24 protein-coding genes are annotated in these 25399 nt (G+C 60.5%); 19 read left to right on the top strand and 5 right to left on the bottom strand.

The window, feature by feature from the left end; translation table 11 throughout:
* The 10 genes from OQK_RS15355 to OQK_RS15310 all read left to right on the top strand — a co-directional run.
* A partial coding sequence (locus OQK_RS15355; protein ID WP_038860981.1) for a sigma-54 dependent transcriptional regulator occupies positions 1-1216 on the top strand: 1216 nt, incomplete at its 5' end.
* A gap of 733 nt (positions 1217-1949) precedes the next feature.
* Entirely contained in the window at positions 1950-3350 is a 1401-nt protein-coding gene (locus OQK_RS15350) for a polynucleotide adenylyltransferase PcnB (protein WP_016773164.1), read from the top strand.
* A 2-nt stretch (positions 3351-3352) separates the two neighbouring features.
* The gene (folK, locus tag OQK_RS15345) at positions 3353-3838 is read left to right on the top strand and encodes a 2-amino-4-hydroxy-6-hydroxymethyldihydropteridine diphosphokinase (RefSeq protein ID WP_016773163.1); all 486 of its coding nucleotides are present in this window, start codon (positions 3353-3355) and stop codon (positions 3836-3838) included.
* Between the two features lie 435 nt (positions 3839-4273).
* The gene (panB, locus tag OQK_RS15340; protein WP_016773162.1) at positions 4274-5074 is read left to right on the top strand and encodes a 3-methyl-2-oxobutanoate hydroxymethyltransferase; all 801 of its coding nucleotides are present in this window, start codon (positions 4274-4276) and stop codon (positions 5072-5074) included.
* On the top strand, positions 5071-5931 hold the full coding sequence (gene panC, locus OQK_RS15335) for a pantoate--beta-alanine ligase (protein WP_016773161.1): 861 nt from the start codon (positions 5071-5073) through the stop codon (positions 5929-5931). Before panB ends, panC begins: the two co-directional genes overlap by 4 nt.
* Positions 5932-6291: 360 nt before the next feature.
* A complete protein-coding gene (gene pgi, locus OQK_RS15330) occupies positions 6292-7956 on the top strand; it encodes a glucose-6-phosphate isomerase (RefSeq protein ID WP_016773160.1) in 1665 nt (554 codons plus the stop codon).
* Positions 7957-8156: 200 nt separating this feature from the next.
* On the top strand, positions 8157-10094 hold the full coding sequence (acs, locus tag OQK_RS15325; RefSeq protein WP_016773159.1) for an acetate--CoA ligase: 1938 nt from the start codon (positions 8157-8159) through the stop codon (positions 10092-10094).
* Positions 10095-10228: 134 nt separating this feature from the next.
* Positions 10229-11245: a class I SAM-dependent rRNA methyltransferase gene (locus OQK_RS15320; protein WP_016773158.1), complete on the top strand. Its 1017-nt coding sequence runs from the start codon at positions 10229-10231 to the stop codon at positions 11243-11245.
* A gap of 222 nt (positions 11246-11467) precedes the next feature.
* On the top strand, positions 11468-14419 hold the full coding sequence (locus OQK_RS15315) for a DUF748 domain-containing protein (RefSeq protein WP_016773157.1): 2952 nt from the start codon (positions 11468-11470) through the stop codon (positions 14417-14419).
* Positions 14416-14715, top strand: coding sequence for a DUF2845 domain-containing protein (locus OQK_RS15310; RefSeq protein WP_016773156.1), 300 nt, complete (start codon positions 14416-14418; stop codon positions 14713-14715). Before OQK_RS15315 ends, OQK_RS15310 begins: the two co-directional genes overlap by 4 nt.
* A gap of 235 nt (positions 14716-14950) precedes the next feature.
* On the opposite strand, the gene OQK_RS15305 is transcribed toward OQK_RS15310, so the two are convergent.
* Positions 14951-15304, bottom strand: a complete 354-nt coding sequence (locus tag OQK_RS15305; RefSeq protein ID WP_016773155.1) for a BON domain-containing protein — start codon at positions 15302-15304, stop codon at positions 14951-14953.
* Positions 15305-15603: 299 nt separating this feature from the next.
* Positions 15604-16041: a pilin gene (locus OQK_RS15300; RefSeq protein ID WP_016773154.1), complete on the bottom strand. Its 438-nt coding sequence runs from the start codon at positions 16039-16041 to the stop codon at positions 15604-15606.
* Between the two features lie 226 nt (positions 16042-16267).
* Between OQK_RS15300 and pilB the strand changes: the two genes are divergently transcribed.
* Genes pilB through yacG form a run of 5 tightly spaced genes read left to right on the top strand, consistent with a single transcriptional unit; the run spans position 16268 to position 20879 of the window.
* On the top strand, positions 16268-17968 hold the full coding sequence (gene pilB, locus OQK_RS15295) for a type IV-A pilus assembly ATPase PilB (RefSeq protein ID WP_016773153.1): 1701 nt from the start codon (positions 16268-16270) through the stop codon (positions 17966-17968).
* Between the two features lie 2 nt (positions 17969-17970).
* Positions 17971-19188, top strand: coding sequence for a type II secretion system F family protein (locus OQK_RS15290; RefSeq protein WP_016773152.1), 1218 nt, complete (start codon positions 17971-17973; stop codon positions 19186-19188).
* Between the two features lies 1 nt (position 19189).
* Positions 19190-20062 (top strand): prepilin peptidase, encoded by an 873-nt coding sequence (locus OQK_RS15285; RefSeq protein WP_016773151.1) that lies wholly within the window; start codon positions 19190-19192, stop codon positions 20060-20062.
* Positions 20059-20682 carry a dephospho-CoA kinase gene (gene coaE / locus OQK_RS15280; RefSeq protein WP_016773150.1) on the top strand — a complete coding sequence of 208 codons (624 nt, stop codon included), beginning with the start codon at positions 20059-20061 and terminating at the stop codon, positions 20680-20682. Before OQK_RS15285 ends, coaE begins: the two co-directional genes overlap by 4 nt.
* A complete protein-coding gene (yacG, locus tag OQK_RS15275; RefSeq protein WP_016773149.1) occupies positions 20679-20879 on the top strand; it encodes a DNA gyrase inhibitor YacG in 201 nt (66 codons plus the stop codon). The genes coaE and yacG overlap by 4 nt, the downstream gene beginning before the upstream one ends.
* Before the next feature lie 7 nt (positions 20880-20886).
* On the opposite strand, the gene OQK_RS15270 is transcribed toward yacG, so the two are convergent.
* Both OQK_RS15270 and OQK_RS15265 read right to left on the bottom strand, forming a co-directional pair.
* The gene (locus OQK_RS15270) at positions 20887-21102 is read right to left on the bottom strand and encodes a hypothetical protein (protein WP_016773148.1); all 216 of its coding nucleotides are present in this window, start codon (positions 21100-21102) and stop codon (positions 20887-20889) included.
* A 65-nt stretch (positions 21103-21167) separates the two neighbouring features.
* On the bottom strand, positions 21168-21857 hold the full coding sequence (locus OQK_RS15265; protein WP_016773147.1) for an energy-coupling factor ABC transporter permease: 690 nt from the start codon (positions 21855-21857) through the stop codon (positions 21168-21170).
* Between the two features lie 117 nt (positions 21858-21974).
* Between OQK_RS15265 and OQK_RS15260 the strand changes: the two genes are divergently transcribed.
* The 4 genes from OQK_RS15260 to OQK_RS15245 all read left to right on the top strand — a co-directional run bounded on the left by OQK_RS15260 (position 21975) and on the right by OQK_RS15245 (position 24712).
* Positions 21975-22601, top strand: coding sequence for a DUF1780 domain-containing protein (locus OQK_RS15260; RefSeq protein WP_007909887.1), 627 nt, complete (start codon positions 21975-21977; stop codon positions 22599-22601).
* Positions 22598-23125 (top strand): MOSC domain-containing protein, encoded by a 528-nt coding sequence (locus OQK_RS15255; protein WP_016773146.1) that lies wholly within the window; start codon positions 22598-22600, stop codon positions 23123-23125. Before OQK_RS15260 ends, OQK_RS15255 begins: the two co-directional genes overlap by 4 nt.
* A 51-nt stretch (positions 23126-23176) precedes the next feature.
* Complete coding sequence (locus OQK_RS15250; RefSeq protein WP_016773145.1) at positions 23177-23350, top strand: DUF3094 family protein; 174 nt, start codon at positions 23177-23179, stop codon at positions 23348-23350.
* Between the two features lie 63 nt (positions 23351-23413).
* Complete coding sequence (locus OQK_RS15245; RefSeq protein ID WP_016773144.1) at positions 23414-24712, top strand: NAD(P)/FAD-dependent oxidoreductase; 1299 nt, start codon at positions 23414-23416, stop codon at positions 24710-24712.
* A gap of 156 nt (positions 24713-24868) precedes the next feature.
* Here the strand turns inward: OQK_RS15245 and OQK_RS15240 are convergent.
* Positions 24869-25399, bottom strand: a 531-nt coding sequence (locus OQK_RS15240; RefSeq protein ID WP_038860980.1) for a methyl-accepting chemotaxis protein, incomplete at its 5' end; no start/stop codon positions are given.

Raw genomic sequence — 25399 nt, 5'->3', positions numbered from 1 at the left:
CAGTTACGCCAGCCTGCGCTCGGCGGTCGACTCGATGAAAATGGGCGCGGTCGATTACATCGCCAAGCCGTTCGACCACGATGAAATGCTCCAGGCGGTTGCGCGGATCCTGCGCGATCGCCAGTCGGCGCCGGCTGCCGGCGAAGCTACGGCGAGCAAGCCTGCCGCTGGCAATGGCAATGGCAAAGCTGCTGTGGATAACAGCAATGGTGAAATTGGCATCATCGGCTCCTGCCCACCGATGCAGGACCTGTACAGCAAGATCCGCAAAGTCGCGCCAACCGATTCCAACGTGTTGATTCAGGGTGAGTCCGGTACCGGTAAAGAACTGGTGGCCCGCGCCCTGCACAATCTGTCGAAACGCGCCAAAGCGCCGATGATTTCGGTGAACTGCGCGGCGATTCCGGAAAGCCTGATCGAATCAGAACTGTTCGGCCACGAGAAAGGCGCGTTCACCGGGGCCAGTGCCGGTCGCGCCGGTCTGGTCGAAGCGGCGGACGGCGGCACCTTGTTTCTCGATGAGATCGGCGAACTGCCCCTCGAAGCCCAGGCTCGCTTGCTGCGGGTTCTGCAGGAGGGCGAAATTCGCCGCGTGGGTTCGGTGCAGTCGCAGAAAGTCGATGTGCGCCTGATCGCTGCAACTCACCGCGATCTGAAGAGCCTGGCGAAAATCGGCCAGTTCCGTGAAGACCTTTATTACCGTCTGCACGTGATTGCCCTGAAGCTGCCGCCGCTGCGCGAGCGTGGCGCCGACGTCAACGAAATCGCCAATGCCTTCCTCGCTCGCCAGAGCGCGCGGATCAACCGCACCGACCTGAAGTTCGCTGCCGATGCCGAACAGGCGATCCGGCACTATTCCTGGCCGGGTAACGTGCGTGAGCTGGAAAACGCTGTCGAGCGCGCGGTGATTCTCAGCGAAAGCCCGGAGATCTCGGCCGACCTGCTGGGCATCGACATCGAGCTGAGCGATCTGGAAGACGACGAGTTCATCGGTCTGCCGCCGCAAACCGGCGGTAACGCCAGCAACAGCAGCCATGAGCCGACCGAGGATCTGTCGCTGGAGGATTACTTCCAGCACTTCGTCCTCGAGCATCAGGACCACATGACCGAGACCGAACTGGCACGCAAACTCGGCGTCAGCCGCAAATGCCTGTGGGAACGCCGCCAGCGTCTGGGCATTCCACGGCGCAAGACCGGGGTCGCCAGCGAAAGCTGAGCGTTACCCACCGCGTGCGCGGGTAACGCATGACAATGTGAAAAAACTGTTACCGCAGTCGATTCACGTAACAGAAGCCGGGGTTATCGGTAACGAAACCCCGGCTTTTTTTCGCCCCTGCAAAACGGTTATATCGACCTAACCCCTTGTTTTACTGGGCTTGGCAAAAGTTGGCACGCACCCTGCTATATGTTTGGTACAAGAACAATAACAAGCAATGCACAAGACAATAAAAATAAGACGAATCGACTCACGCACAATAAAAACAAGACGGCGAGAGGCGCAGCTAACTGATTCTTTTGGAGAGGCGTTGTATTTGGGGCTTGCCCCACGACCAGGCCGAGAACAACAAAAACTGTCCTAAGACAGAGCCTGTACTGGTTGGATCGAGAGATCACTGCAATTCAGCGACCAAAGCAATCCGTTTGCTCTTGGCTCCCGATTGGGAGGGTCACGAAGGAAACACTTCGTGGCGAGGGCACTCAACAAAAACAAGAAGCCCGAATCAATAATAAAAAGAGCACGCAACTACTTCTTGGGGAGCTTCGGCTCCCCTTGTAGTTTCTCCCTTCCGTGAAATCCCCCCGTTTTCCTCGCTCGACCCTTGTAGCTTGGGGCTTGCAGCTCATATCTGCCGCGTCCTACACCATCCCCCGACTAAATGCTAGAATCTGCGCCCATCATGCGGTCATTCTTTTGGTATGGCCGAACATTCCTTCAAACAGTGCATCCCATGCTGAAGAAGCTGTTCCAGTCATTCCGAACTCCCGTGCGTCGTACGCAACACATCCGCAGCACCCCTGAAGTGCTCAACAGCGGCCAACATTCGCTGCAGAAAACGCAGTTCAGCCGCTATGCGGTGAATATCGTCGAACGCCTGCAAGGTGCCGGTTACCAGGCTTATCTGGTCGGTGGTTGCGTGCGTGACATGCTGCTGGGCATCACGCCCAAGGACTTCGACGTCGCCACCAGTGCCACCCCCGAGCAGGTGCGTGCCGAATTCCGCAATGCGCGGATCATCGGCCGCCGGTTCAAGCTGGTGCACATCCATTTCGGTCGCGAAATCATTGAAGTCGCGACCTTCCGCGCCAATCACCCGGTCAACGAAGACGACGAAGACAGCAACCAGTCTTCGCGCAACGAGAGCGGGCGCATTCTGCGCGACAACGTCTACGGCACCCTGGAAGAAGACGCGCAACGTCGCGACTTCACCATCAACGCCCTGTATTACGACCCGGTCAGCGAGCGCATTCTCGATTACGCCAACGGCGTGCACGACATCCGCAATCACCTGATCCGCCTGATCGGCGACCCGAAGCAGCGTTACCAGGAAGACCCGGTGCGCATGCTGCGGGCCGTGCGTTTCGCCGCCAAGCTCAACTTCGGCATCGAGAAGCACACCGTGCAGCCGATCCGTGAGCTGGCGCCGATGCTGCGCGAGATTCCGTCGGCGCGGCTGTTCGAAGAAGTGCTCAAGCTGTTCCTCTCCGGGCACGGCGCGATCACCTTTGAAATGCTGGTTGATCTGCAACTGTTCGCCCCGCTGTTCCCGGCCAGTGCCGAGGCGCTGGAATACAACCCGGAATACACCCATACGCTGATCAGCGAAGCACTGACCAACACCGACCTGCGCATCAAGCAGAATAAACCGGTGACCCCGGCGTTCCTCTTTGCCGCCCTGCTCTGGCCGGCGCTGCCGGCGCGAGTGTTGCGTCTGCAGGAACGTGGCATGCCGCCGATTCCGGCGATGCAGGAAGCCGCTCACGAACTGATTGCCGAGCAGTGCCAGCGCATCGCGATTCCGAAGCGCTTCACCATGCCGATCCGCGAAATCTGGGACATGCAGGAACGCCTGCCACGGCGCAGTGGCAAACGCGCCGATCTGTTGCTGGACAACCCGCGCTTCCGTGCCGGTTACGATTTCCTCCTGCTGCGTGAAAGCGCCGGTGAGGAGACCGATGGCCTCGGCGAATGGTGGACCGATTATCAGGACGCCAATGACAGCGAGCGTCGCGACATGATCCGCGACCTCAGCGGCAAGGGTGACGATGCCAGCGGCGCACCGCGCAAACGTCGCCGCAGCGGCGGTTCCAAGCGCAAGCGCGCCGGTGCTTCGAGCGCGACGGGCGAGTAAGCATGGAACGCATCTACATCGGCCTGGGCAGCAACCTCGCTGACCCGGCCGACCAGTTGCGCAGCGCCATCGCGGCGCTGGGCCAATTGCCGCAGACACGTCTTGCCGGCGTGTCAGCCTTTTATCAAAGCGATTCGCTGCTGCCGGGCCAGCCGCGTTACACCAACGCCGTCGCCGCCCTCGACAGCTCGCTCGCACCGATCGAGCTGCTCGACGCCTTGCAAGCGATCGAAAACGCTCAGGGCCGCGAACGTCTTGAGCGCTGGGGGCCTCGCACGCTGGATCTGGATATTCTGCTGTTCGGCGATCGCCTGATCGATGAGCCACGGCTGAAGGTCCCGCATTACCAGATCCAAGAGCGGGCGTTCGTTCTTTATCCCCTCGCTGAACTGGCACCGCAGGATCTGCGTCTCGCCGATGGCCGCACGCTGACAGACCTGCTGGCCGCCTGCCCGTTCGTCGGCCTTGAACGCCTCTCCCAGCCCTGACAAAAATCTTCTGTGAAATGTGGCTGTGTGGCGAGGGGATTTATCCCCGTTGGGTCGCGGAGCGGCCCCATGTTGTGTACAGATAGTTCAGATTTGGGCCTGCTTCGCAGTCCAACGGGGATAAATCCCCTCGCCACAGGTCACCTGCCAATCTCCAGTTTTTGTCAGACAAAAATCCCCCGAATCAGGCCCGCCGCGCCGCTGAATCGCATCAGTAACGCCGGTAACACCGCCCGCGTAACAATGCGGTAACACACGCAATTGACTTCCTGTTGGCTCATCACGACTATAGGCGTCCCGCTGCCGCCAACCCGGTATGAACGGGCGCAATCCAGGCCTTTCAAAGCACGACACAAGACCGTGCGCCTGAGTAGATGAAGAATCACGCGCGTGACTCGCAGCAGTTTCCAGAGCGCCTGAACGAGGATTTTTTACATGCCAGCCATCACCCTGACCACGCTCCAGAGCCTCAAGCAGAAAGGTGAAAAAATCACCATGCTGACCTGCTATGACGCGACCTTCGCCCACGCCTGCAACGAGGCCGGTGTCGAAGTGCTGCTGGTCGGCGACTCCCTCGGCATGGTTCTGCAGGGTCATGACAGCACCCTGCCGGTGACCACGGCGGAAATGGCCTATCACGTCGCCAGCGTCAAGCGTGGCAATGGCGATGCCCTGATCCTCGCCGACCTGCCGTTCATGGCCAACGCCACCCTCGAACAGACCATGACCAACAGCGCCATGCTGATGCAGGCCGGCGCGCACATGGTCAAGGTCGAAGGTCAGCTGTGGCTGGCGGAGTCGATCCGCCTGCTCGCCGAGCGCGGTGTGCCGGTGTGTGCGCACATGGGCCTGACCCCGCAAGCAGTGAACATTCTCGGTGGCTATAAAGTGCAGGGCCGCAACGAGAATCAGGCGCGGCAGATGCGTGCCGATGCGATCGCGCTGGAGCAGGCCGGTGCGGCCATGCTGTTGCTCGAGTGCGTGCCGAGCGAACTGGCGGCAGAAATCAGCCAGGCCGTGGGCATTCCGGTGATCGGTATCGGTGCCGGCAACGCCACCGACGGCCAGGTGCTGGTATTGCACGACATGCTCGGCCTGTCGATCACCGGCCGCGTACCCAAATTCGTCAAGAACTTCATGCAAGGTCAGGACAGCATCCAGTCCGCGCTGAAGGCTTACGTCAGCGAAGTCAAAGCCACCACGTTCCCCGGCATCGAACACGGATTCTCTGCATGAACACCGTCAAAACCGTACGCGAACTGCGCGCCGCCGTCGCCCGCGCGCGCAGTGAAGGCAAGCGCATCGGCTTCGTGCCGACCATGGGCAACCTGCACAGCGGCCACGTCGCATTGATCACCAAAGCTACCCAGCGAGTGGATTTCGTCGTCGCGAGTATTTTCGTCAACCCGCTGCAATTCGGCGCCGGTGAAGACCTCGACAAATACCCGCGCACCCTCGCCGCCGATCAGGAAAAGCTCCTCGAAGCCGGTTGCGACCTGCTGTTCGCGCCAACGGTTGAAGAGATGTACCCGGACGGTATGGCCGGGCAAACCCGGGTCAGCGTGCCGCAATTGTCCGAAGGCCTGTGTGGTGCCAGCCGTCCGGGGCACTTCGAAGGTGTGGCGACCGTAGTCAGCAAGCTGTTCAACATGGTCCAGCCGGACCTGGCGATTTTCGGCCAGAAGGATTACCAGCAACTGGCGGTGATTCGCGCGCTGGTGCACGACCTGAACATGCCGATCCAGATCATCGGCGAGCCGACCGTGCGTGCTGCCGACGGTCTGGCGCTGTCGTCGCGCAACGGCTTCCTCAACGAAGACCAGCGCGCCGTGGCACCGGTGGTGTATCGCGTCCTGAGCAGCATTGCCGAAGCGATCAAGCAAGGTGAGCGCGATTACCCGGCGCTGATCACTGCGCAGTTGCAGGTGCTGGAAGCGGCGGGGCTGCGTCCGGATTATCTGGAAATCCGTCATGGCCTGACCTTGCGTCCGGCGACGGCGGAAGACCGCGATCTGGTGATTCTGGCAGCGGCGTTCCTCGGCACTACGCGGCTGATCGACAACCTGCACCTGAATCTCGATAGCCCGATTTAAGCAGCAACGAATTTTCCCTGTGGGAGCGAGCCTGCTCGCCAAGGCGGTGTATCAGCGACTTATAAGTTGCCTGACACCACGCCTTCGCGAGCAGGCTCGCTCCCACAGGTTTTTTCGGCGCATGCCGGTTGGGCGAAAGTGTTCCGGGCACCTCCGTTTGTCGGCCAGATTCTTCAACGGATGTTAAAAAAGTACAGGGATCTGGTCAGACAAAGTCAAGACAGAACGCAGCGCGAGGTTTACTGTATTCGCCCTGTGTCCAGATCTCGTGTCGACGCAGTTGATCCCATGCGCTAAAAACCCGTGGTTGATCTGTACCGTGTTCAAAAGGCCGTTCAAGTAAAAAGGAAAACCGCAGCGATGGCGTACTACCGCACTCCTCACGACGTTACCGCTCTGCCCGCCTGGCAAGCGTTGAAAGATCACCGCCAAGCCATGCAGGATTTCAGCATGCGCGAAGCCTTCAACGCCGATCCGCAGCGTTTCAATCAGTTCACCCTCAGCAGCTGCGGTCTGTTTCTCGATTATTCGAAGAATTTGATCAACGCCGAGACCCGCAACCTGCTCGTGGGCCTGGCCAATGAAGTCGATCTGAAGGGCGCGATCAAAGCGCTGTTCGACGGCGAAATCGTCAACGCCTCCGAAGGCCGCCCGGCACTGCACACCGCCCTGCGCCGCCCGGTCGGCGACAAATTGTCGGTCAACGGCGTCAACGTGATGCCGGAAGTGCACAAGGTGCTGAACCAGATCACCGATCTCGTCGGTCGCATTCACGATGGCTTGTGGCGCGGTTACACCGAGAAGCCGATCACTGACGTGGTCAACATCGGCATCGGCGGTTCGTTCCTCGGCCCTGAGCTGGTGTCCGAAGCGCTGCTGTCCTACGCGCAGAAAGGCGTGCGTTGCCACTATCTGGCGAACATCGACGGCAGCGAATTCCACGAGCTGACGCAGAAACTGCGCGCCGAGACCACGCTGTTCATCGTTTCGTCGAAGTCGTTCAACACTCTCGAAACGTTGAAAAACGCGCAGGCCGCACGCGCCTGGTACCTGGCGCAGGGCGGCTCGGAAGCCGAGCTGTATCGCCACTTCATCGCTGTGTCGAGCAACAACGCCGCCGCTGTGGCTTTCGGGATTCGCGAAGAAAACATCTTCCCGATGTGGGACTGGGTCGGCGGGCGCTACTCGCTGTGGTCGGCGATCGGTTTGCCGATTGCGCTGGCCATCGGCATGTCCAACTTCAAGGAACTGCTGTCCGGTGCCTACACCATGGACCAGCATTTCCAGACCGCGCCGTTCGAACAGAACATGCCGGTGCTGCTGGCCCTGCTCGGCGTGTGGTACGGCAACTTCTGGGGTGCGCAGAGCCACGCGATCCTGCCGTACGACCACTACCTGCGCAACATCACCAAGCACTTGCAACAGCTCGACATGGAGTCCAACGGCAAGAGCGTGCGTCAGGACGGCACCTCGGTGTCGACCGATACCGGCCCGGTGATCTGGGGAGGCGTCGGCTGCAACGGTCAGCACGCTTATCACCAGTTGCTGCACCAGGGCACCCAACTGATCCCGGCCGACTTCATCGTGCCGATCGTCAGCTTCAACCCGGTTTCCGACCATCACCAGTGGCTGTACGCCAACTGCCTGTCGCAGAGCCAGGCGCTGATGCTCGGCAAGACCCTGCCGGAAGCTGAAGCCGAACTGCGCGACAAAGGCATGGGCGAAGACGACGTGCGCAAACTTGCGCCGCACAAGGTGATCCCGGGCAATCGTCCGAGCAACACCCTGGTGGTCGAACGCATCAGCCCGCGTCGCCTCGGCGCGCTGGTTGCGATGTATGAGCACAAAGTGTTCGTGCAAAGCGTGGTCTGGGGCATCAACGCCTTCGACCAGTGGGGTGTGGAACTGGGCAAGGAATTGGGCAAAGGCGTCTACAACCGACTGGTCGGCAGCGACGAGACCGTGGCTGACGATGCCTCGACTCAAGGCCTGATCAACTACTTCCGCGGGCGCCATCGCGGCTGATAAAAGCCTTCGGGCACAACGCTGTTCCCCTGTGGGAGCGAGCCTGCTCGCGAAAGCGGTGCGTCATTCAACACTGTGTTGACTGATCCGCCGCCTTCGCGAGCAAGCTCGCTCCCACAGTTGTTTTGGCGCATGACTTGAACCTGTGCAGCGCTCGGCGCATCTTTATTCGTGTCGCACCACAAGAATAAGGAACCGTCATGTTCGATATCAGCACGTTCCCCAAAGCCGATGCCGTGCGCCAGGCCGCTCAGTTGAGCCAGGACGAGTATCGGCGCCTGTACCGCGAATCGATTGAACACCCCAGTGCCTTCTGGGCCGAGCAGGCCACGCGCTTCCTCGATTGGAGCACGCCGTGGCAGACCGTGCAGCGCTATGACCTGAAAACCGGTGAAGCGGCCTGGTTTGCCGGCGGCAAGCTCAACGTCAGTTACAACTGCATCGACCGTCACCTCAAGCTCCGTGGCGAGCAGACCGCCCTGCTCTGGGAAGGCGATGATCCTGCCGAATCGGCGCAGATCACTTACAACAAACTCCATCACCACGTCTGCCGTCTGGCCAACCTGCTGAAAAGCCGTGGCGTGAAGAAAGGCGACCGGGTGTGCATCTACATGCCGATGATCCCCGAAGCCGCCTACGCCATGCTCGCCTGCGCGCGAATCGGCGCGATTCATTCGGTGGTATTCGGCGGATTTTCCCCGGATTCCTTGCGTGATCGAATCCTCGACGCCGACTGCCGTACCGTGATCACCGCCGATGAAGGCGTGCGCGGCGGCCGCTTCGTGCCGCTGAAAAACAACGTCGACAAAGCCCTGCAAAGTTGCCCGAACGTCAGCACCGTGGTGGTGGTCGAGCGCACTCAGGGCCAGGTCGATTGGGTCGAGGGCCGCGACCTGTGGTATCACCACGCGGTGCGCGAGGTCAGCGACGACTGCCCGCCGGAACCGATGGACGCTGAAGACCCGCTGTTCATCCTCTACACCTCCGGCAGCACCGGCAAACCCAAAGGCGTGCTGCACACCACCGGCGGCTATCTGCTGCAAGCAGCAATGACCTTCAAGTACGTGCTGGATTACCGCGACGGCGAAGTGTTCTGGTGCACCGCCGACGTCGGCTGGGTCACCGGCCACAGTTACATCGTCTACGGGCCGCTGGCCAACGGTGCGACCACACTGATGTTCGAAGGCGTGCCGAGCTACCCGAGCAGTTCGCGCTTCTGGCAGGTCATCGACAAGCACAAGGTCAACATTTTCTACACCGCACCCACCGCCCTGCGCGCGCTGATGCGCGAAGGCGCCGGACCGTTGAAGGAAACGTCGCGCGCCAGCCTCAGATTGCTCGGCAGCGTCGGTGAGCCGATCAACCCGGAAGCGTGGGAATGGTATTTCAATGCTGTCGGTGAACAGCGCTGCCCGATCGTCGACACCTGGTGGCAGACCGAAACCGGCGGCATCATGCTCAGCCCGCTGGTCAGCGCGCAACGGATCAAACCGGGCTGCGCGACGCAACCGATGCTTGGCGTGCAACCGGTGCTGCTTGACGAAGTCGGCAAGGAAATCAAAGGCGCCGGCAGTGGCGTGCTGGCGATCAAATCCAGCTGGCCGGCGCAGATTCGCAGCGTCTACGGCGATCCGCAGCGGATGATCGACACCTACTTCAAACCCTACCCCGGCTATTACTTCACCGGCGACGGCGCCCGCCGCGACGAGGACGGCGATTACTGGATCACCGGACGCATCGACGACGTGATCAACGTCTCCGGCCACCGCATCGGCACCGCCGAAGTGGAGAGCGCCTTGGTGCTGCACGACAGCATCGCCGAGGCCGCCGTGGTCGGTTATCCCCACGACGTCAAAGGCCAGGGCATCTACGCATTCGTGACGCCAATGAACGGCACCGAGGCCAACGAAGAGCTGAAGAAAGACCTGCTGGCGCATGTCAGCAAGGAGATCGGCAGCTTCGCCAAACCGGACCTGATCCAGTGGGCGCCGGCATTGCCGAAGACCCGTTCGGGCAAGATCATGCGGCGGATTCTGCGCAAGATTGCCTGCAATGAGCTCGACAGCCTCGGCGATACTTCGACGCTGGCTGACCCAGGTGTGGTGCAGGACCTCGTTGATAAACGTTTGAATCAATAGCTTCAAGAGCAGGCTCGCTGCCACAGGTGATCGCATTGCACATGTGGGAGCGAGCCTGCTCGCGAAGGCCATCACGCGATCCCCCGGCAAACTGTTAAACTCCCGCGCCCAATTCCCCTCAGCAAGGCGCCCGCATGTCTTCCTTGAATCAGGCGCTGCGCGCCGCCCTCGATCAACGCCAGGACCTGCTCGCTGCGCTGGACAGCCAGGGCACCGATTGCTATCGGCTGTTCCATGGCAGCCAGGAAGGTGCCGGCGGCCTGACCATCGACCGCTACGGCCCGCAACTGCTGGTGCAGAGTTTTCACCAGACGCTCGAACGTGATGATCTGCTGCAACTGCACGCCATGGTCAACCAGACCCTGGGCTTCGACAGCCTGCTGGTCTACAACGACCGCTCCCGTGGCAACTCGCGGATCGATCGCGAGGACAGCGTCTATAAAGCCGATGACGCCGCACTGGCGGATCTGGTCGGGCATGAATGGGGCCTGAACTACCGCGTGCGCGGGCGTCATGCCGGGCAGGATCCGCTGCTGTTCCTCGACCTGCGCAACACCCGTGGCTGGGTCAAGGATCACGCGCAAGGCAAAAGCGTGCTCAACCTGTTCGCCTACACCTGTGGCGTTGGTCTCAGTGCTGCGGCAGGCGGTGCGCGCGAGGTGTGCAACCTCGATTTTGCCGAGGGCAATCTGGCGGTCGGTCGCGAGAATGGTTTGCTCAACCCGCAACTGCCGGAGATGCAATTCATTCAGTCCGATTACTTCCCGGCGATCCGTCAGCTTGCTGGCCTGCCGATCAGCGTGCGGCGCGGGCAGAAGTTGCCGAGCTATCAGCGCCTCGAACAGCGCCAATACGATCTGGTCCTGCTCGATCCGCCGGCGTGGGCCAAAAGTGCGTTCGGCACCGTTGATTTGCTGCGCGATTATCAGAGCCTGCTCAAACCGGCTCTGCTGACCACGGCTGACAACGGCGTGCTGATCTGCTGCAACAACCTGGCGAAAGTCAGCATGGACGACTGGCGCGAACAAGTGCTGCGCTGCGCTGAAAAAACCGGCCGCCCGGTGCGCGAATGGAGCGTGATGACCCCGGGTGCCGACTTCCCCTCGCGGGACCAGCAGCCCCCGTTGAAGACGCTGATTTTGCAGCTGTGATCCCTCCGGCATTAGCGATTTCATTTCCCTGTGGGAGCGAGCCTGCTCGCGAAGGCGCAGTGTCAGTCGACTTGTTTTTCACTGAACCAGCGCATTCGCGAGCAGGCTCGCTCCCACAAGGGATATCTGTTCCTACAGAAATTTCTGAACAATCCTGTCCCACATCAAGCACTTCGGAACCAGAATCGCGTGCCATACTCCAAGGCACTCCGATTCAGACAGATGAAGCCGCACATGCCCAAAGGATTGATTCGCGCGATTGGCGCACTGCTGACAGCCCTGGCCCTCTACAGCCTGCTGGGGTTTCTGATCCTGCCGGGCATTGCCTTGCGCGTGGCCAACCAGCAACTGGCGAACTACGCGACGGTGCCGGCGCATCTGCAGCGCATCGAACTCAACCCGTTCAGCCTTGAGGTCACCCTGTGGGGCCTAGTCATCGGCGAACCGGGCAAGGAGCAGGTCGGCTTCGATCGCCTCTATGCCAACCTGCAAATCGACAGCCTGTGGACGAAAGCGCTGCATCTGTCCGACATCGAACTGGACAAACCCAAAAGCGAAATCCTCTTCGCCAAGGACGGCAAGCTCAACCTGCTCGGCCTGTTCAACCTGCCGCCGAGCGAGCCGACACCCGCCGATCCCGACGCCAAACCATTTCCGCTGCGTATCGACAACATCAAACTGGCCGGCGGCGTGGTGCATTTCGAGGATATGCGGCCCAGCGAGCCGATCGAATTTCTTTACGACGACCTCAGTTTCGAGCTGAAAAACCTCAGCACCCTGCCCGAGGACAGCGCCGACATGACCCTCGTCGCCATCGGCCCCGCTGGCGGGCGGATCGACTGGACCGGCAATTTCAGCCTGATCCCGTTCACCTCCGAAGGCACCCTGAAAGTCACCGATGGCCAGATGAAATCCTTCTGGCCCTACGTGCGCGACGCCGTGCCGCTGGTGCTGGAAAACGGCGTGGTCAGCCTCAGCACCGAGTACAAGCTCAACCTGTCGAAACAGACCGAACTGCTGCTGAACAACGTCGCGGTGAGCATTGCGCCATTCGCCATCAAGGCTCCGGACGGACGTCCGCTGGCCAGGCTTGAACGCCTCGACGTCAGCGAAACCTCGCTCGACCTGGCCAAGCAGCAAGTGGTGGTCGGCAAGATCCGCAGCAACAAACTGGAAACCTGGGCGGCGCTGGAAGCCGACGGCCAGTTGGATTGGCAGAAGCTGTTCGCCAGCCAACCGTCGAAACCGGCGGCCAAAGCCGCTGCCGAACCTACGGATACACCGGCCGCCGCCGACTCGCCGAAACCTGAGCCAAGCGCCCCGAGCAAGCCATGGCAGGTGCTGGTCAAGGATGTGCAACTGCGCAACTACACGGTCCATCTCGCCGACCGCTCGGCGCAACCGGCGGTGGCGCTGGACATCACTCCGTTGAACGTCGACCTGCAGGATTTCGACAGCCTCAACGGCTCGCCTTTCAAGCTCAAGCTCGACAGCGGCCTGGGCAAGCAAGGCAAGATCAGCGCAGACGGCACGGTCAATCTGGCCCCCGTCAACGCACAGCTCAACGTGAAAACCGAGGACGTCGACTTGCGTGTCGCGCAGTCCTATATCAACCCGTTCATTCGCCTGGAACTGCGCAGCGGCATGCTCGGCAGTGACCTCAAGGTCAACCTGAAGAGCACCGAGCCGCTGGCCCTCAGCGTCACCGGCCGCGCGCAGATCGATCAACTGCACACCCTCGATACGCTGAAGACCCGCGACTTCCTCAAATGGCAGCAAGTCGTGGTCGACGGCATCAACTATCAGCACGGCGATAGTCTGTCGATCGACAAGGTCAACCTGTTGCAGCCGTATGTACGCTTCATGATCAACGACGATCGCACCACCAACGTCGACGACCTGCTGATCCCGCAACCGGCCGACAGCGGTGCCAAACCTGCCGGAGCCAAACCGGCCGGCAAGGACAAACCGTTGGGCATTCACATCGGTGCGATTGCGATCAACGACGGTTCGGCCAACTTTGCCGACTTCAGCCTGACGCCGAATTTCGCCACCGCCGTGCAACAGCTCAACGGTCAGATCGGCACCATCGACAGCCGCCAGGCAAAACCGGCCAGCGTCGACATCAAAGGCAAGGTCGACCGTTATGCGCCGGTGACCATCAAGGGGGCGGTCAATCCGTTCGACCCGATGGCCAGCCTCGACATCGCCACCAGCTTCAAGCGCGTCGAACTGACGACCCTGACGCCCTACTCCGGCAAATTCGCCGGCTACCGCATCCGCAAGGGCCGGCTCAACCTCGATCTGCACTACCTGATCACCAAGGGCCAACTGAAAGCCGAGAACAAAGTCGTCGTCGAGCAGCTGCAACTGGGCGAGAAGGTCGACAGCCCTGATGCAGTGAGTCTGCCACTGAAACTGGCGATCGCCCTCCTCAAGGACGTCGACGGCAAGATCTCCATCGAATTGCCGGTGACCGGCGACCTGAATAATCCACAGTTCAGCGTGATGCCGATCGTCTGGCAGACCCTGCGCAATTTGATCGTCAAAGCGGCCGCCGCACCGTTCAAGATGATCGGCGGGCTGGTCAGCGGTGGCGGCTCCGAAGACCTCGGCACGGTGTCCTTCGCGCCGGGCTCCAGCGATCTGAGCAAAGACGCCGAAGCGGCGCTGGTGAAACTGTCGCAGGCGCTCAAGGAACGTCCGGCGCTGCGCCTGGAGATCGAAGGCACTGCCGCGAAGAGCAGCGATGGGCCACTGCTGGCCGAGCAACGCCTGGAACGCGAATACCAATACAACTATTACAAGATGCTCCAGCGCCGTGGCGACAAAGTCCCGGCCCAGGCCTCGCTGCTGCAAGTGCCCGAAGGCGAGAAAGGCGCATTGCTCGAAGGCATCTACCGCACCCGCCTGAAAACCCAGCCACCGGTTGAATGGAAAGATCTCGGCAAAGAAGAACGCACGGCGAAAATGCGTCAGGGCGTGATCGCGTTCTGGAGTGGCAGCGATGTGCTGCTGCGGCAGTTGGGCCAGGATCGCGCCAGCACCATCAAGGATTATCTGGTCGACAAGGGCAAGCTCGAGGATGACCGCGTGTACTTCATCGACGCCAACCTCGGCGAGGCCGAAAGCGATGGCCGCGTGGTGACGCAAATGCACCTGGATGCCGAATGACCGTGCGTAACTGGCTGGCTGTGCTCGCTTTGACGTGCGCTGCCGGTCACGCGTCGGCATCGGATACATTGCGCTGCGGCAGCCAGTTGATCAGCCTCGGCGACCGCGCCAACGAAGTGCTGCAAAAATGTGGCGAGCCGGTCAGTCGCGACGTGCTCGGCTACAAGCGCAGTGCCAATCGCCGCGAAGAGTTTCAGGTCGAGGAGTGGACCTACGGCCCGAACAACGGCATGTATCAATACCTGCGCTTCGAAGGCAATCGCCTGCGGCAGATCAACAGCAAACGCGGTAACTGAGAAGAGCAAAAGATCGCAGCCTTCGGCAGCTCCTACATTTGGAATGCATTTCCCTGTAGGAGCTGCCGAAGGCTGCGATCTTTTGATTCTCCAAATAGAACAGGCCCCGACACAAGTGCCGGGGCCTGTAATGGTCACATCCGTGTGACCGTTCGCATGAACTCTAAAGTTGCGGCAGACGTATTGCTCGGCCCGTCTGTCGCGTCTTCTCCCGGTTCAGGCGAGAAGTCTTGCCTTACTCGGCTTTCAGGCCGTCAGCGGAGACCGCTTTAACGCCTTTGATTTTCTTGGCAATGCCAACGGCGACTTCTTTCTGCGACTCGGTTACCGCAGTGGTCGACGACAGGGAAACTACACCCTTGTTGGTTTCGACTTTGATGTCGGTGCCTGGAATGCCTTTTTCGGTAACCAGGTCAGCTTTGACCTTGGTGGTGATCCAGGTGTCGCTGGTATCTTGTTTCATTTCGGTAACTTCACCGGCAGCCAGAACCATTGGCGCTTGGGTAGCCTGAGCGGACTGGGCGAAAGCGCCACCAGCCATGGTCAGGGTCAGAGCGGTAGCAGCGGCAGTGATAGCGAACTTCTTCATACGAGTAACTCCTGTTTTTACTGGAAGTCTGCTGTAACGCTTGTCAGCAGGGTTACCGGAGATATTGCGAACGCTGTGCCAACTTTTTCTTGCATACAAATTCGTTTAAAAACAACGAGTTAGGAAAACAGGCTATTTTCGTTTTCATGCAAAATGCATGACTCAACGCAATTTCGCATGCAAGTTGCGGTTTTTCGGAAAGTTCATAAGCTGCTGAAATTATTGGAGCTTTTGTGAAGAGGTGGCGATACGAAAATGCCCCGCAGTGCGGGGCATTTCTCATTCAGGCGACTAGCTAATTATGTACCGCTGGCCGTGCAGCCACGAGGCGCGTAGTCCGAGTGGACGGTCGTTCCGCAGGTCCAGAGGCCGGAAGTGTTGCCTGTAGAGGCTCCGGAGCGCGTGAGTGTAATGGTCTTGCCCAGCACCGGACCCGGGGCGTTGAGCAATGTGCAGGTGAGAGAACCCGCGCCTGTCGCCGCCGTGCCTGATACGCCCAATGTACAGTTGGATGTGGTCGTAGCGCCGCCCGCCACGTTGGTGTTGTCCGGCGCAGTGCCCTGATTGATGATGTCCTCAAATGGCACTTTCAGCGCTGTAATCTCCGCCAACCCCGCCGTCACCTTCGACCGCGCCTGATACTTCGAATACTGAGGCAGGGCGATAGTCGCCAGAATGCCGATGATCGCCACGACGATCAGCAGCTCGATCAGTGTAAAACCTTGTTGTTTTTTCATAGACACGCTCCATGCATGAGTCGAAATCTCATGATCTGAACATGGCTCAGCACAGCCCATGCCAACGCCTTTCAGGCCCCGCCTGCTGGGCGCGCGCAATTTCCTGCGCCGTTTCCTACAACCCGCAACCGCACTATCTGACACTTTTTGTCACCTGCACCGGCCGTGTTTGGCGCTGTCACTTGACTAGGCTATAAGTCATGAACGGCAAGCGTGCGGAATCCCCATGAATGACATCGCTCTGAGCGGTCTGGCCAAGCAATTGGTCCAGGCCGAACTGCTCACGGAAACAAGCGCCCGGCAATCCTGGGCGCAGGCCCAGCGCAATCGCGTGTCGCTGGTCAATTACCTGGTGCACAACAAACTGGTCAACAGCCGGCAGATCGCCGAGATCGCTTCCGAACATTTCGGCATGGCCCTGCTCGATCTGCATTGCCTCGACAAGGAGACTCAGCCAAAGGGCCTGGTCAGTGAAAAACTGGTTCGTCAGCACTGCGCCCTGCCCTTGTGGCGGCGCGGCAACAAATTGTTCGTGGGCCTTTCCGACCCGAGCAATCAGCAGGCGATCAGCGACATCCAGTTCAGCACCGGCCTGAGCACCGAAGCGATTCTGGTCGAGGACGACAAACTCAGCGACGCCATCGACAAGTTCTTCGACAGCCACGCCTCGGGTCTGGAAGAAATGGCCGATGTCGATCTCGACGGCCTCGACGTCGAGTCGATTGATGACAACAAACAGGACGTGATCGGCGGCCTCGATGCCGACGATGCCCCGGTCGTACGTTTCGTGCACAAAATGCTGCTCGATGCGATCAAGAGTGGCTCTTCCGACCTGCATTTCGAGCCATACGAAAAAAACTACCGGGTGCGCATGCGCACCGACGGCATGCTGCGCGAGGTCGCCAAGCCGCCGATCCAGTTGGCCGGGCGTATTGCCGCACGTTTGAAGGTCATGGCCAGTCTGGATATTTCCGAACGACGCAAACCCCAGGACGGGCGGATCAAGATGCGCCTGTCGAAAAGCAAATCCATCGATTTTCGCGTCAACACCCTGCCGACCCTGTGGGGCGAAAAAGTGGTGATCCGGATTCTCGACCCGTCCAGTGCACAAATGGGCATCGATGCGCTGGGCTACGAGGCCGAACAAAAAGCCTTGTACCTGGCCGCGCTGAAACAGCCGCAAGGGATGATTCTGGTCACCGGCCCCACCGGCTCCGGTAAAACCGTGTCGCTGTACACCGGGCTGAATATCCTCAACACCGTCGACATCAACATTTCCACCGCCGAAGACCCGGTGGAAATCAATATGGAAGGCATCAATCAGGTCAACGTCAATCCCCGCCAAGGGCTGGACTTCGCCCAGGCGCTGCGCTCATTTCTGCGTCAGGACCCGGACGTGATCATGGTCGGCGAGATCCGCGATCTGGAAACCGCCGAGATCGCGATCAAGGCCGCGCAGACCGGCCACCTGGTGCTGTCGACCCTGCACACCAACAGCGCAGCGGAAACCCTCACGCGCCTGCACAACATGGGCATTCCCGGTTTCAACATCGCCACCTCGGTCAGCCTGATCATCGCCCAGCGTCTGGCGCGCAAATTGTGCGCGCACTGCAAGCGACCGCTGGATATCCCGCACGAAACCTTGCTCAAGGAAGGCTTCCCCGAGGAACGCATCGGCCATTTCACGATCTACGAGCCGGTCGGTTGCGATCACTGCAACGGCGGTTACAAAGGACGCGTGGGGATTTATGAAGTGGTAAAGAACACACCGGACCTGCAACGGTTGATCATGGCCGAAGGCAATTCGCTGGAAATCGACATCCAGATGCGCCGCGACGGCTTCGCCGATCTGCGCACTTCCGGGCTGCACAAGGCGATGCAAGGCATCACCAGCCTTGAGGAAATCAACCGGGTCACCAAGGATTGAACATGGCGGTCAAGGCAGCAAAAGTCAGCATTTACGCCTGGGAAGGCACCGACCGCAAAGGCAGCAAAGTCAGCGGCGAACTAAGCGGACAGAACCCCGCACTGATCAAGGCGCAGCTGCGCAAACAGGGGATCAACCCGGGCAAGGTGCGCAAGAAGTCGGCCTCCCTGCTGACCTTGGTCAAACGCATCAAACCGCAGGACATCGCCCTGTTCACCCGGCAGATGGCAACGATGATGAAGGCCGGTGTACCGCTGTTGCAGTCCTTCGACATCATCGGCGAAGGCTTCGAAAACCCGGCCATGCGCAAGCTGGTCGATGAGGTCAAACAGGAAGTTGCCGCCGGTAACAGCTTCGCCACGGCCCTGCGCAAGAAGCCGCAATACTTCGACGAGTTGTACTGCAACCTGGTCGACGCCGGCGAACAGTCCGGTGCCCTCGACACGTTGCTCGAACGAGTGGCGACCTATAAGGAAAAAAGCGAAGCGCTCAAGGCCAAGATCAAGAAAGCCATGACCTACCCCACCGCCGTGGTGCTGGTGGCGGCGGTGGTGACCGGCATTCTGCTGGTCAAAGTGGTGCCGCAGTTCCAGTCGGTATTCTCCGGGTTCGGCGCAGAACTGCCGGGCTTCACCCTGATGATCATCAGCCTGTCGGAATTCATGCAGCAGTGGTGGTGGGCGATTCTGTTTGCACTGGTGGCAGCGTTTTTCGGCACTCGTCACGCGCTGAAGACCTCGCAGGCCCTGCGCGACCGGCGCGATGCCTGGCTGCTGAAGCTGCCGCTGGTAGGCACTTTGATGTACAAGTCCGCCGTCGCCCGCTTTGCCCGCACCCTGTCGACCACTTTCGCCGCCGGTGTGCCGCTGGTCGAAGCACTGGATTCGGTGGCGGGCGCCACCGGCAATGTGGTGTTCAAGCGCGCGGTGCTGCGCGTGAGGCAAGACGTCTCGACCGGCATGCAGCTGAACTTCTCCATGCGCAGCACCGGTGTGTTTCCCAATATGGCGGTGCAGATGACCGCCATCGGCGAGGAATCGGGCGCGCTGGATGACATGCTCGACAAGGTCGCCGGTTTTTATGAAGCGGAAGTCGATAACATGGTCGACAACCTCACCAGCCTGATGGAGCCGTTCATCATGGTGGTGCTGGGGGTCATCGTCGGTGGACTGGTGGTGGCCATGTACCTGCCGATCTTCCAACTCGGCTCAGCGATCTGACATGCCTATCGATGAACTGTTTGCCGTGTATCCGCTGGCCTTTGTGGTCAGCGCGCTGCTGCTCGGGCTGGTGGTCGGCAGCTTCCTCAATGTTGTGGTCTGGCGCTTGCCGAAAATGCTCGAGCGCGACTGGCGCCAGCAAGCCCATGATGTGCTCGGCCTGCCCAGCGAAACGCCCGTGCCGACCTACAACCTGATGCTGCCGCACTCCGCGTGCCCGCATTGCGGACACCGGATCCGCCCGTGGGAAAACATTCCGCTGCTCAGTTATCTGCTGCTGCGCGGGCGCTGCTCGGCCTGTTCGGCGCCGATCAGTAGACGTTACCCGCTGACCGAACTGGCCTGCGGCCTGCTCTCGGCATTCATCGCCTGGCATCTGGGCTTCGGCTGGCCGGCGAGCTTGCTGATTTTGCTGACGTGGGGCTTGCTGGCGATGAGTCTGATCGACTGCGAACATCAGCTGCTGCCCGACGTGCTGGTGCTGCCGCTGCTGTGGCTGGGGCTGATCGTCAACAGCTTCGGCGTGTTCGTGGCGTTGCCAGATGCATTGTGGGGCGCAGTCGCGGGTTATCTGGCGCTGTGGTCGGTGTTCTGGCTGTTCAAACTGCTCACCGGCAAGGACGGCATCGGTCACGGCGATTTCAAGCTGTTGGCCTTGCTTGGCGCTTGGGGTGGCTGGCAGATTCTGCCGCTGACGATTCTGTTGTCATCCTTGGTGGGAGCGATTTTGGGCGTCGTCATGCTGCGCCTGCGCGCCCAGGAAACCTCGACGCCGATCCCCTTCGGGCCCTTTCTGGCAATTGCCGGCTGGATTGCCTTGCTCTGGGGTGGTCAAATAACCGACTTCTATTGGCAGTCTGTCGGTTTGAAATGAATACCCCTGTGGAAAAACCCTGGATCCTCGGCCTGACCGGCGGCATCGGCAGCGGCAAAAGCGCGGCGGCGCAGCACTTCATCGACCTCGGCGTGCATGTGGTGGATGCCGATCATGCGGCGCGCTGGGTAGTCGAGCCGGGGCGTCCAGCGCTGGCGAAAATCGCCGAGCATTTCGGTTCCGGCGTGTTGCAGGCCGACGGCACACTGGACCGTGCCGCCCTGCGCAAACTGATTTTTGAAGACCCTGAACAGCGGCGTTGGCTCGAAGCGCTGCTGCATCCGTTGATCGGCGAAGAAATCGCTCATCATCTGGCGCAGGCAAAATCGCCTTACGCGATTCTGGTTTCACCGCTGCTGATCGAGTCCGGGCAATACGCGATGACTCAGCGCATTCTGGTCATCGATGCGCCGCAACCACTGCAGATCGAACGCACCTTGCAGCGTGACCAGACCAGCGAAGCGCAGGTGCAGGCGATCCTCAAGGCGCAATCGAGCCGTGAAGACCGCGTGAGCCGTGCCGACGACGTGATCGTCAACGACCGCGACCTTTCTTGGCTGCACAGCGAAGTCGAGCGTCTGCATCACTTTTATCTGACTTTATCCGGAGGCCAAGCATGAGCCAGATTCCAACCGTTGAATGCCCAACCTGCGGCGCCCCCGTCGAATTCACCCCGGCGAACAAATTCCGTCCGTTCTGCTCCGACCGCTGCAAACTGATCGACCTCGGCGCCTGGGCCTCAGAAGAGCACAAGATTCCGGTCGCCCCGGATGCCGAAGACGAGCTGTTTTCCGGCGATTTCGATCCGCGTCACTGATCGCTGATCAGGGCCGCATAAAGCCGTAGTCCTGACTGTCGTCGAGGTTCTCCGCAAGAAAGCGCAACTCGTCGGCCAGGTCTTCGGCATTGCGCACGGCCTTGCTCTGCTGCACCACGGCGCTGAGCAGGGCGCGCAAACTCAGGCCCGGGTCAAAGCCCACTTCCTGCGCCAGCTCCAGACTCTGCCGGGTTTCCTGCCGCGCCCATTCGTAAACGCCCATGCCACTGCTCCTGAAGGAATTTGCGCGAGCATGAAATCTCTGCGGCATGGCCGGTTTGATGTGGATCAAGACTTCGGATCGTCGTCCTTCCACGGCGCTGAAAGGTAACGGGTGCGGTTGAAGGTCTCCAGCCATTCCGGGCAGAACACCACCAACGCGCTGACGACCATGCCGTTGATAAAGGCCTCGGGGAACAGCAGCAACCACAGGTAGCCGACGAAATCTTCCAGCCATTCCGGCATGGCGAAGAGGCCGTCGTACCAAAGCAACGTCAGGCTCAGAATCAGGCACAACAGGCCTGACAACGCAGCGGCGAAGAAACCGGAACAGAAGATGTAAACGAATGGATTGCGTGGCTGCGCACGCTCCACGAGGATTGCCACGCATTCGGTGATCAGCACTGGCAGCAGAATCAGCAACGCGCCATTGACGCCCACCGCAGCCAGGTCCTGACGCCCCAGCAGCACCAGCCCCATCTGCGCAACCAGCCCGCCGACGATCGCCAGCGGCCAATCGAGCAGCAGCGTCACGGCCGTCATGCCGATGAAGTGATAAGACACGCCAGTGTCGAAATCCCTGCGCACCAGCCACAGCAGAAACAGCGCGAACACCGTGCCGAACAGCAAGTGCTGCCGGCGACTGTCGCTGAACAGCTCAACCCATGGCGCACGCATGATCGCCCAGAGCAGCACCGGCAGATAAATCAGCCAGCCGAGCGTCAGGCTTGCCGAGGACAGCAGTTCGGCACCGATCATGATTCCCTCACCTTCTCCATGGGCTTACCGCTTTGTCGCAGTCTACACCGCTGATGTATGTGCACCAGCCGATGCAAAGCTATCTGCTTGTCGCATTTGGACGCTAAGCTTGGGCTTATGGATGATTCAGATTATTTACGCCTGCTGACCATCGCGGCCGAGCAGGCCAACGCGTTCCTGTCCAATGCCCGCAAATGGGAGCGTGAGCGTTGGGTCTGCCAGCGCCTGCTGCAAGGTCTGAACATACCCTACCGCGCCGATGAGTTCGCCCCGGCGGGTGAGCCGCCGGACGTGTTGTTCCGCGATGCCAATTTCGAAGTTTTTTTCGTCCTCGATGAAGGCCGCCGTCTGAATGACGAGTGGCGCGACGAATTGCAGCGTCGGCGCAGCGCGTTTTCCCTGAGCCAACTGGTGCGCCGCGAAGCCAAACCCAAGCGCATCCCGGCCAATGAATTTCTCCTGCGTCTGGCGCCAACCCTGCGCAAGAAGGCGCACAACTACAAGGAACGCGGCATGGATCTGGGTGAGCTGGACATCATCGCCTTCGCCAGCCTCAAACGCGAAGTGCTGGATCTCAACAGTCATTTCCCGCCACCGACCGAATACCTGCGTCAGGGCTGGCGCTCGCTGTCGCTGGTCGGCCCGACATTCGCCCGCGTGTTGTTCGCCCACCCCGACGCACCAGACTTTCTGCGCAGCAACCTCGGCCGCAGCATTGTGTTCGACGTGGGCATAAGCCTGTGACGCCGCTGCAGCAGTTGATCGCCGAGGTTCCGCAAACCGGTCGCGTGCGCTGGATCGGTGTGCGTCCAGAATCCCGTGGGCCGATGCTTGAGCTGGACGCGGTCGAGGCGCGGCTGGAGGCCGGGCTCACCGGCGACCACGCCCGCCCGGGCGTTCGCAATGCGCGACAGGTGACGCTGATTCAGTGGGAGCACTTGGCGGTGATCAATGCATTGATGGGCCGTCCCGCTGACCAGCCGGTCCGGCCTGAAGATCTGCGGCGCAATCTCGTTATAAGCGGAATCAATTTGTTTAGCCTGAAGGGGCGGCGCTTTCGCATCGGGCAAGCGATACTCGAAACCACTGGCTGGTGTCAGCCCTGCGCACGCTTGCAGAACAACCTCGGCCCGGGCACTTTTCAAGCCGTGCGCGGGCATGGCGGGATCACCGCCCGGGTGTTACAAAGCGGCATCATTCGTCTCGACGATAGCGTGTGCGTCGAACCGGTTCCGGACAGTGGCTACGCTGCGTTCAATCCGGGCTGAAAACCGCTGTAGCCTGTGCTCATTCAGTAACGTCTACCTGACGAGGCAAATATGACCAGCCGCCTGAACCCCGAAGACCAAAAGCATGTCGAAGAGTACCTGCAACTGTCCCAACACCGTGTCGAGCGCCGGCCTTTCCGGCCGTGGATGCTCCTGGTGCTGGTGCTGGCAGTGACCATTGGTCTGGGCCAGTTGAGCCGATTTATCAGTTACCTGACGTTATGAGCTGCCTTGCGCTCCCTCGGGTAACCGCACCGATTTCCTTTAAAAACCTTGCGAGTTATCCCTATGTCCCATCGTATTGTCATTGTCGGCGGCGGCGCCGGCGGTCTGGAGTTGGCTACCCGCCTGGGTAAGACTCTGGGCAAGCGCGGCACGGCCAGCGTGATGCTGGTCGACGCGAACCTGACCCACATCTGGAAGCCGCTGCTGCACGAAGTGGCCGCCGGTTCCCTGAACTCCTCCGAAGACGAACTCAACTATGTCGCCCAGGCGAAATGGAACCACTTCGAGTTCCAGCTCGGGCGCATGAGCGGGCTCGATCGCGCGCAGAAGAAAATCCAGTTGGCCGCGACCTATGACGAAAACGGCGTCGAGCTGGTGCCGGCGCGTGAAGTGGCTTATGACTCGCTGGTGATCAGCGTGGGCAGCACCACCAACGATTTCGGCACCCAGGGCGCGGCGCAGCATTGCCTGTTCCTCGATACGCGCAAACAGGCTGAGCGCTTCCACCAGCAATTGCTCAATCACTATCTGCGCGCCCACGCCGGGCAGACCGATGTGGTCGAGCAAATCAGCGTGGCCATCGTCGGCGCTGGCGCCACTGGCGTCGAACTGGCGGCAGAGCTGCACAACGCCGCCCATGAATTGGCCGCGTATGGTCTGGACCGGATCAAACCGGAAAACATGCACATCACGCTGATCGAAGCCGGCCCACGGGTGCTGCCTGCCCTGCCGGAGCGCATCAGCGGGCCGGTGCACAAGACCCTGGAAAAGCTCGGGGTCAATGTGATGACCAACGCAGCAGTCAGCGAAGTGACTGCCGACAGCCTGATCACCGCCGATGGCAACGAGATCAAGGCCAGCCTGAAAGTCTGGGCTGCCGGCATTCGCGCACCGGGTTTCCTCAAGGACATCGACGGTCTGGAAACCAACCGCATCAATCAGCTGCAAGTGCTGCCGACTCTGCAAACCACGCGCGACGAAAACATCTTTGCCTTCGGTGACTGCGCGGCCTGCCCGCAACCGGGTACCGATCGCAACGTGCCGCCACGGGCACAAGCGGCGCATCAACAGGCGTCGCTGCTGGCCAAGTCGCTGAAATTGCGCATCGAAGGCAAGACCCTGCCGGAGTACAAATACACCGACTACGGCTCGCTGATCTCGCTGTCGCGTTTTTCTGCTGTGGGTAACTTGATGGGTAACCTGACCGGCAGCGTCATGCTCGAAGGCTGGCTGGCGCGGATGTTCTATGTGTCGCTGTACCGTATGCACCAGATGGCGCTGTACGGGCCGTTCCGCACGGCGATGCTGATGCTGGGCAGCAAGATTGGTCGTGGCACCGAGCCGCGTCTGAAACTGCACTAAAACGCCAACCTGTGGGAGCGAGCCTGCTCGCGAAAGCGGTGGGTCTGTCAACACTGTTGTTGAATGATCCGGCCCCTTCGCGAGCAGGCTCGCTCCCACATTGTTGCGTGCTGTTCTCAAATCAGTAGGCGAAGGCCTGCAATGAATCGCTGCTCATCAGAGCTGGAACCGCCGCACCATGCCCTGCAGCGCATTGGCCAGTTGCGAAAGCTCATGGCTCGACGCGCTGGTCTGGTCAGCACCCGCAGCCGAACGCACCGACAGGTCGCGAATGTTCACCAGATTGCGATCCACTTCCCGCGCCACTTGCGCCTGCTCCTCGGCAGCGCTGGCGATCACCAGGTTGCGCTCGTGAATCTCGTGCACCGACGCCGTGATCGTCACCAGCGCCTCACCTGCCCGCTCGGCCAGGACCAAGGTGCTCGCCGCACGGGAAGCGCTGGCCTGCATTGACTCCAGCGCAAGGCTCGAGCCGCTGCGCATGCCTTGCACCATCTGCTCGATTTCCTGCGTCGATTGCTGGGTGCGATAAGCCAGTGCGCGCACTTCGTCGGCCACCACCGCAAAGCCGCGACCGCTTTCACCGGCGCGTGCTGCTTCGATGGCAGCGTTGAGCGCCAGCAGATTGGTCTGCTCGGCGATGGCGCGAATCACGTCCAGAACCTTGCCGATGTCCTGCGACTGATT

Source organism: Pseudomonas sp. R62 (assembly GCF_000257605.1).
Taxonomy (GTDB): Bacteria; Pseudomonadota; Gammaproteobacteria; order Pseudomonadales; family Pseudomonadaceae; genus Aquipseudomonas; species Aquipseudomonas atacamensis.
Note: the sequence above shows the minus strand (reverse complement) of the source record. Positions and strands in the feature narration are given on the sequence as shown.

Coding starts and splice junctions, on each gene's coding strand:
- OQK_RS15350 (WP_016773164.1), top strand. CDS start 1,950: ATGCTGAAGAAGCTGTTCCAGTCATTCCGAACTCCCGTGCGTCGTACG.
- folK (WP_016773163.1), top strand. CDS start 3,353: ATGGAACGCATCTACATCGGCCTGGGCAGCAACCTCGCTGACCCGGCC.
- panB (WP_016773162.1), top strand. CDS start 4,274: ATGCCAGCCATCACCCTGACCACGCTCCAGAGCCTCAAGCAGAAAGGT.
- panC (WP_016773161.1), top strand. CDS start 5,071: ATGAACACCGTCAAAACCGTACGCGAACTGCGCGCCGCCGTCGCCCGC.
- pgi (WP_016773160.1), top strand. CDS start 6,292: ATGGCGTACTACCGCACTCCTCACGACGTTACCGCTCTGCCCGCCTGG.
- acs (WP_016773159.1), top strand. CDS start 8,157: ATGTTCGATATCAGCACGTTCCCCAAAGCCGATGCCGTGCGCCAGGCC.
- OQK_RS15320 (WP_016773158.1), top strand. CDS start 10,229: ATGTCTTCCTTGAATCAGGCGCTGCGCGCCGCCCTCGATCAACGCCAG.
- OQK_RS15315 (WP_016773157.1), top strand. CDS start 11,468: ATGAAGCCGCACATGCCCAAAGGATTGATTCGCGCGATTGGCGCACTG.
- OQK_RS15310 (WP_016773156.1), top strand. CDS start 14,416: ATGACCGTGCGTAACTGGCTGGCTGTGCTCGCTTTGACGTGCGCTGCC.
- OQK_RS15305 (WP_016773155.1), bottom strand. CDS start 15,304: ATGAAGAAGTTCGCTATCACTGCCGCTGCTACCGCTCTGACCCTGACC.
- OQK_RS15300 (WP_016773154.1), bottom strand. CDS start 16,041: ATGAAAAAACAACAAGGTTTTACACTGATCGAGCTGCTGATCGTCGTG.
- pilB (WP_016773153.1), top strand. CDS start 16,268: ATGAATGACATCGCTCTGAGCGGTCTGGCCAAGCAATTGGTCCAGGCC.
- OQK_RS15290 (WP_016773152.1), top strand. CDS start 17,971: ATGGCGGTCAAGGCAGCAAAAGTCAGCATTTACGCCTGGGAAGGCACC.
- OQK_RS15285 (WP_016773151.1), top strand. CDS start 19,190: ATGCCTATCGATGAACTGTTTGCCGTGTATCCGCTGGCCTTTGTGGTC.
- coaE (WP_016773150.1), top strand. CDS start 20,059: ATGAATACCCCTGTGGAAAAACCCTGGATCCTCGGCCTGACCGGCGGC.
- yacG (WP_016773149.1), top strand. CDS start 20,679: ATGAGCCAGATTCCAACCGTTGAATGCCCAACCTGCGGCGCCCCCGTC.
- OQK_RS15270 (WP_016773148.1), bottom strand. CDS start 21,102: ATGGGCGTTTACGAATGGGCGCGGCAGGAAACCCGGCAGAGTCTGGAG.
- OQK_RS15265 (WP_016773147.1), bottom strand. CDS start 21,857: ATGATCGGTGCCGAACTGCTGTCCTCGGCAAGCCTGACGCTCGGCTGG.
- OQK_RS15260 (WP_007909887.1), top strand. CDS start 21,975: ATGGATGATTCAGATTATTTACGCCTGCTGACCATCGCGGCCGAGCAG.
- OQK_RS15250 (WP_016773145.1), top strand. CDS start 23,177: ATGACCAGCCGCCTGAACCCCGAAGACCAAAAGCATGTCGAAGAGTAC.
- OQK_RS15245 (WP_016773144.1), top strand. CDS start 23,414: ATGTCCCATCGTATTGTCATTGTCGGCGGCGGCGCCGGCGGTCTGGAG.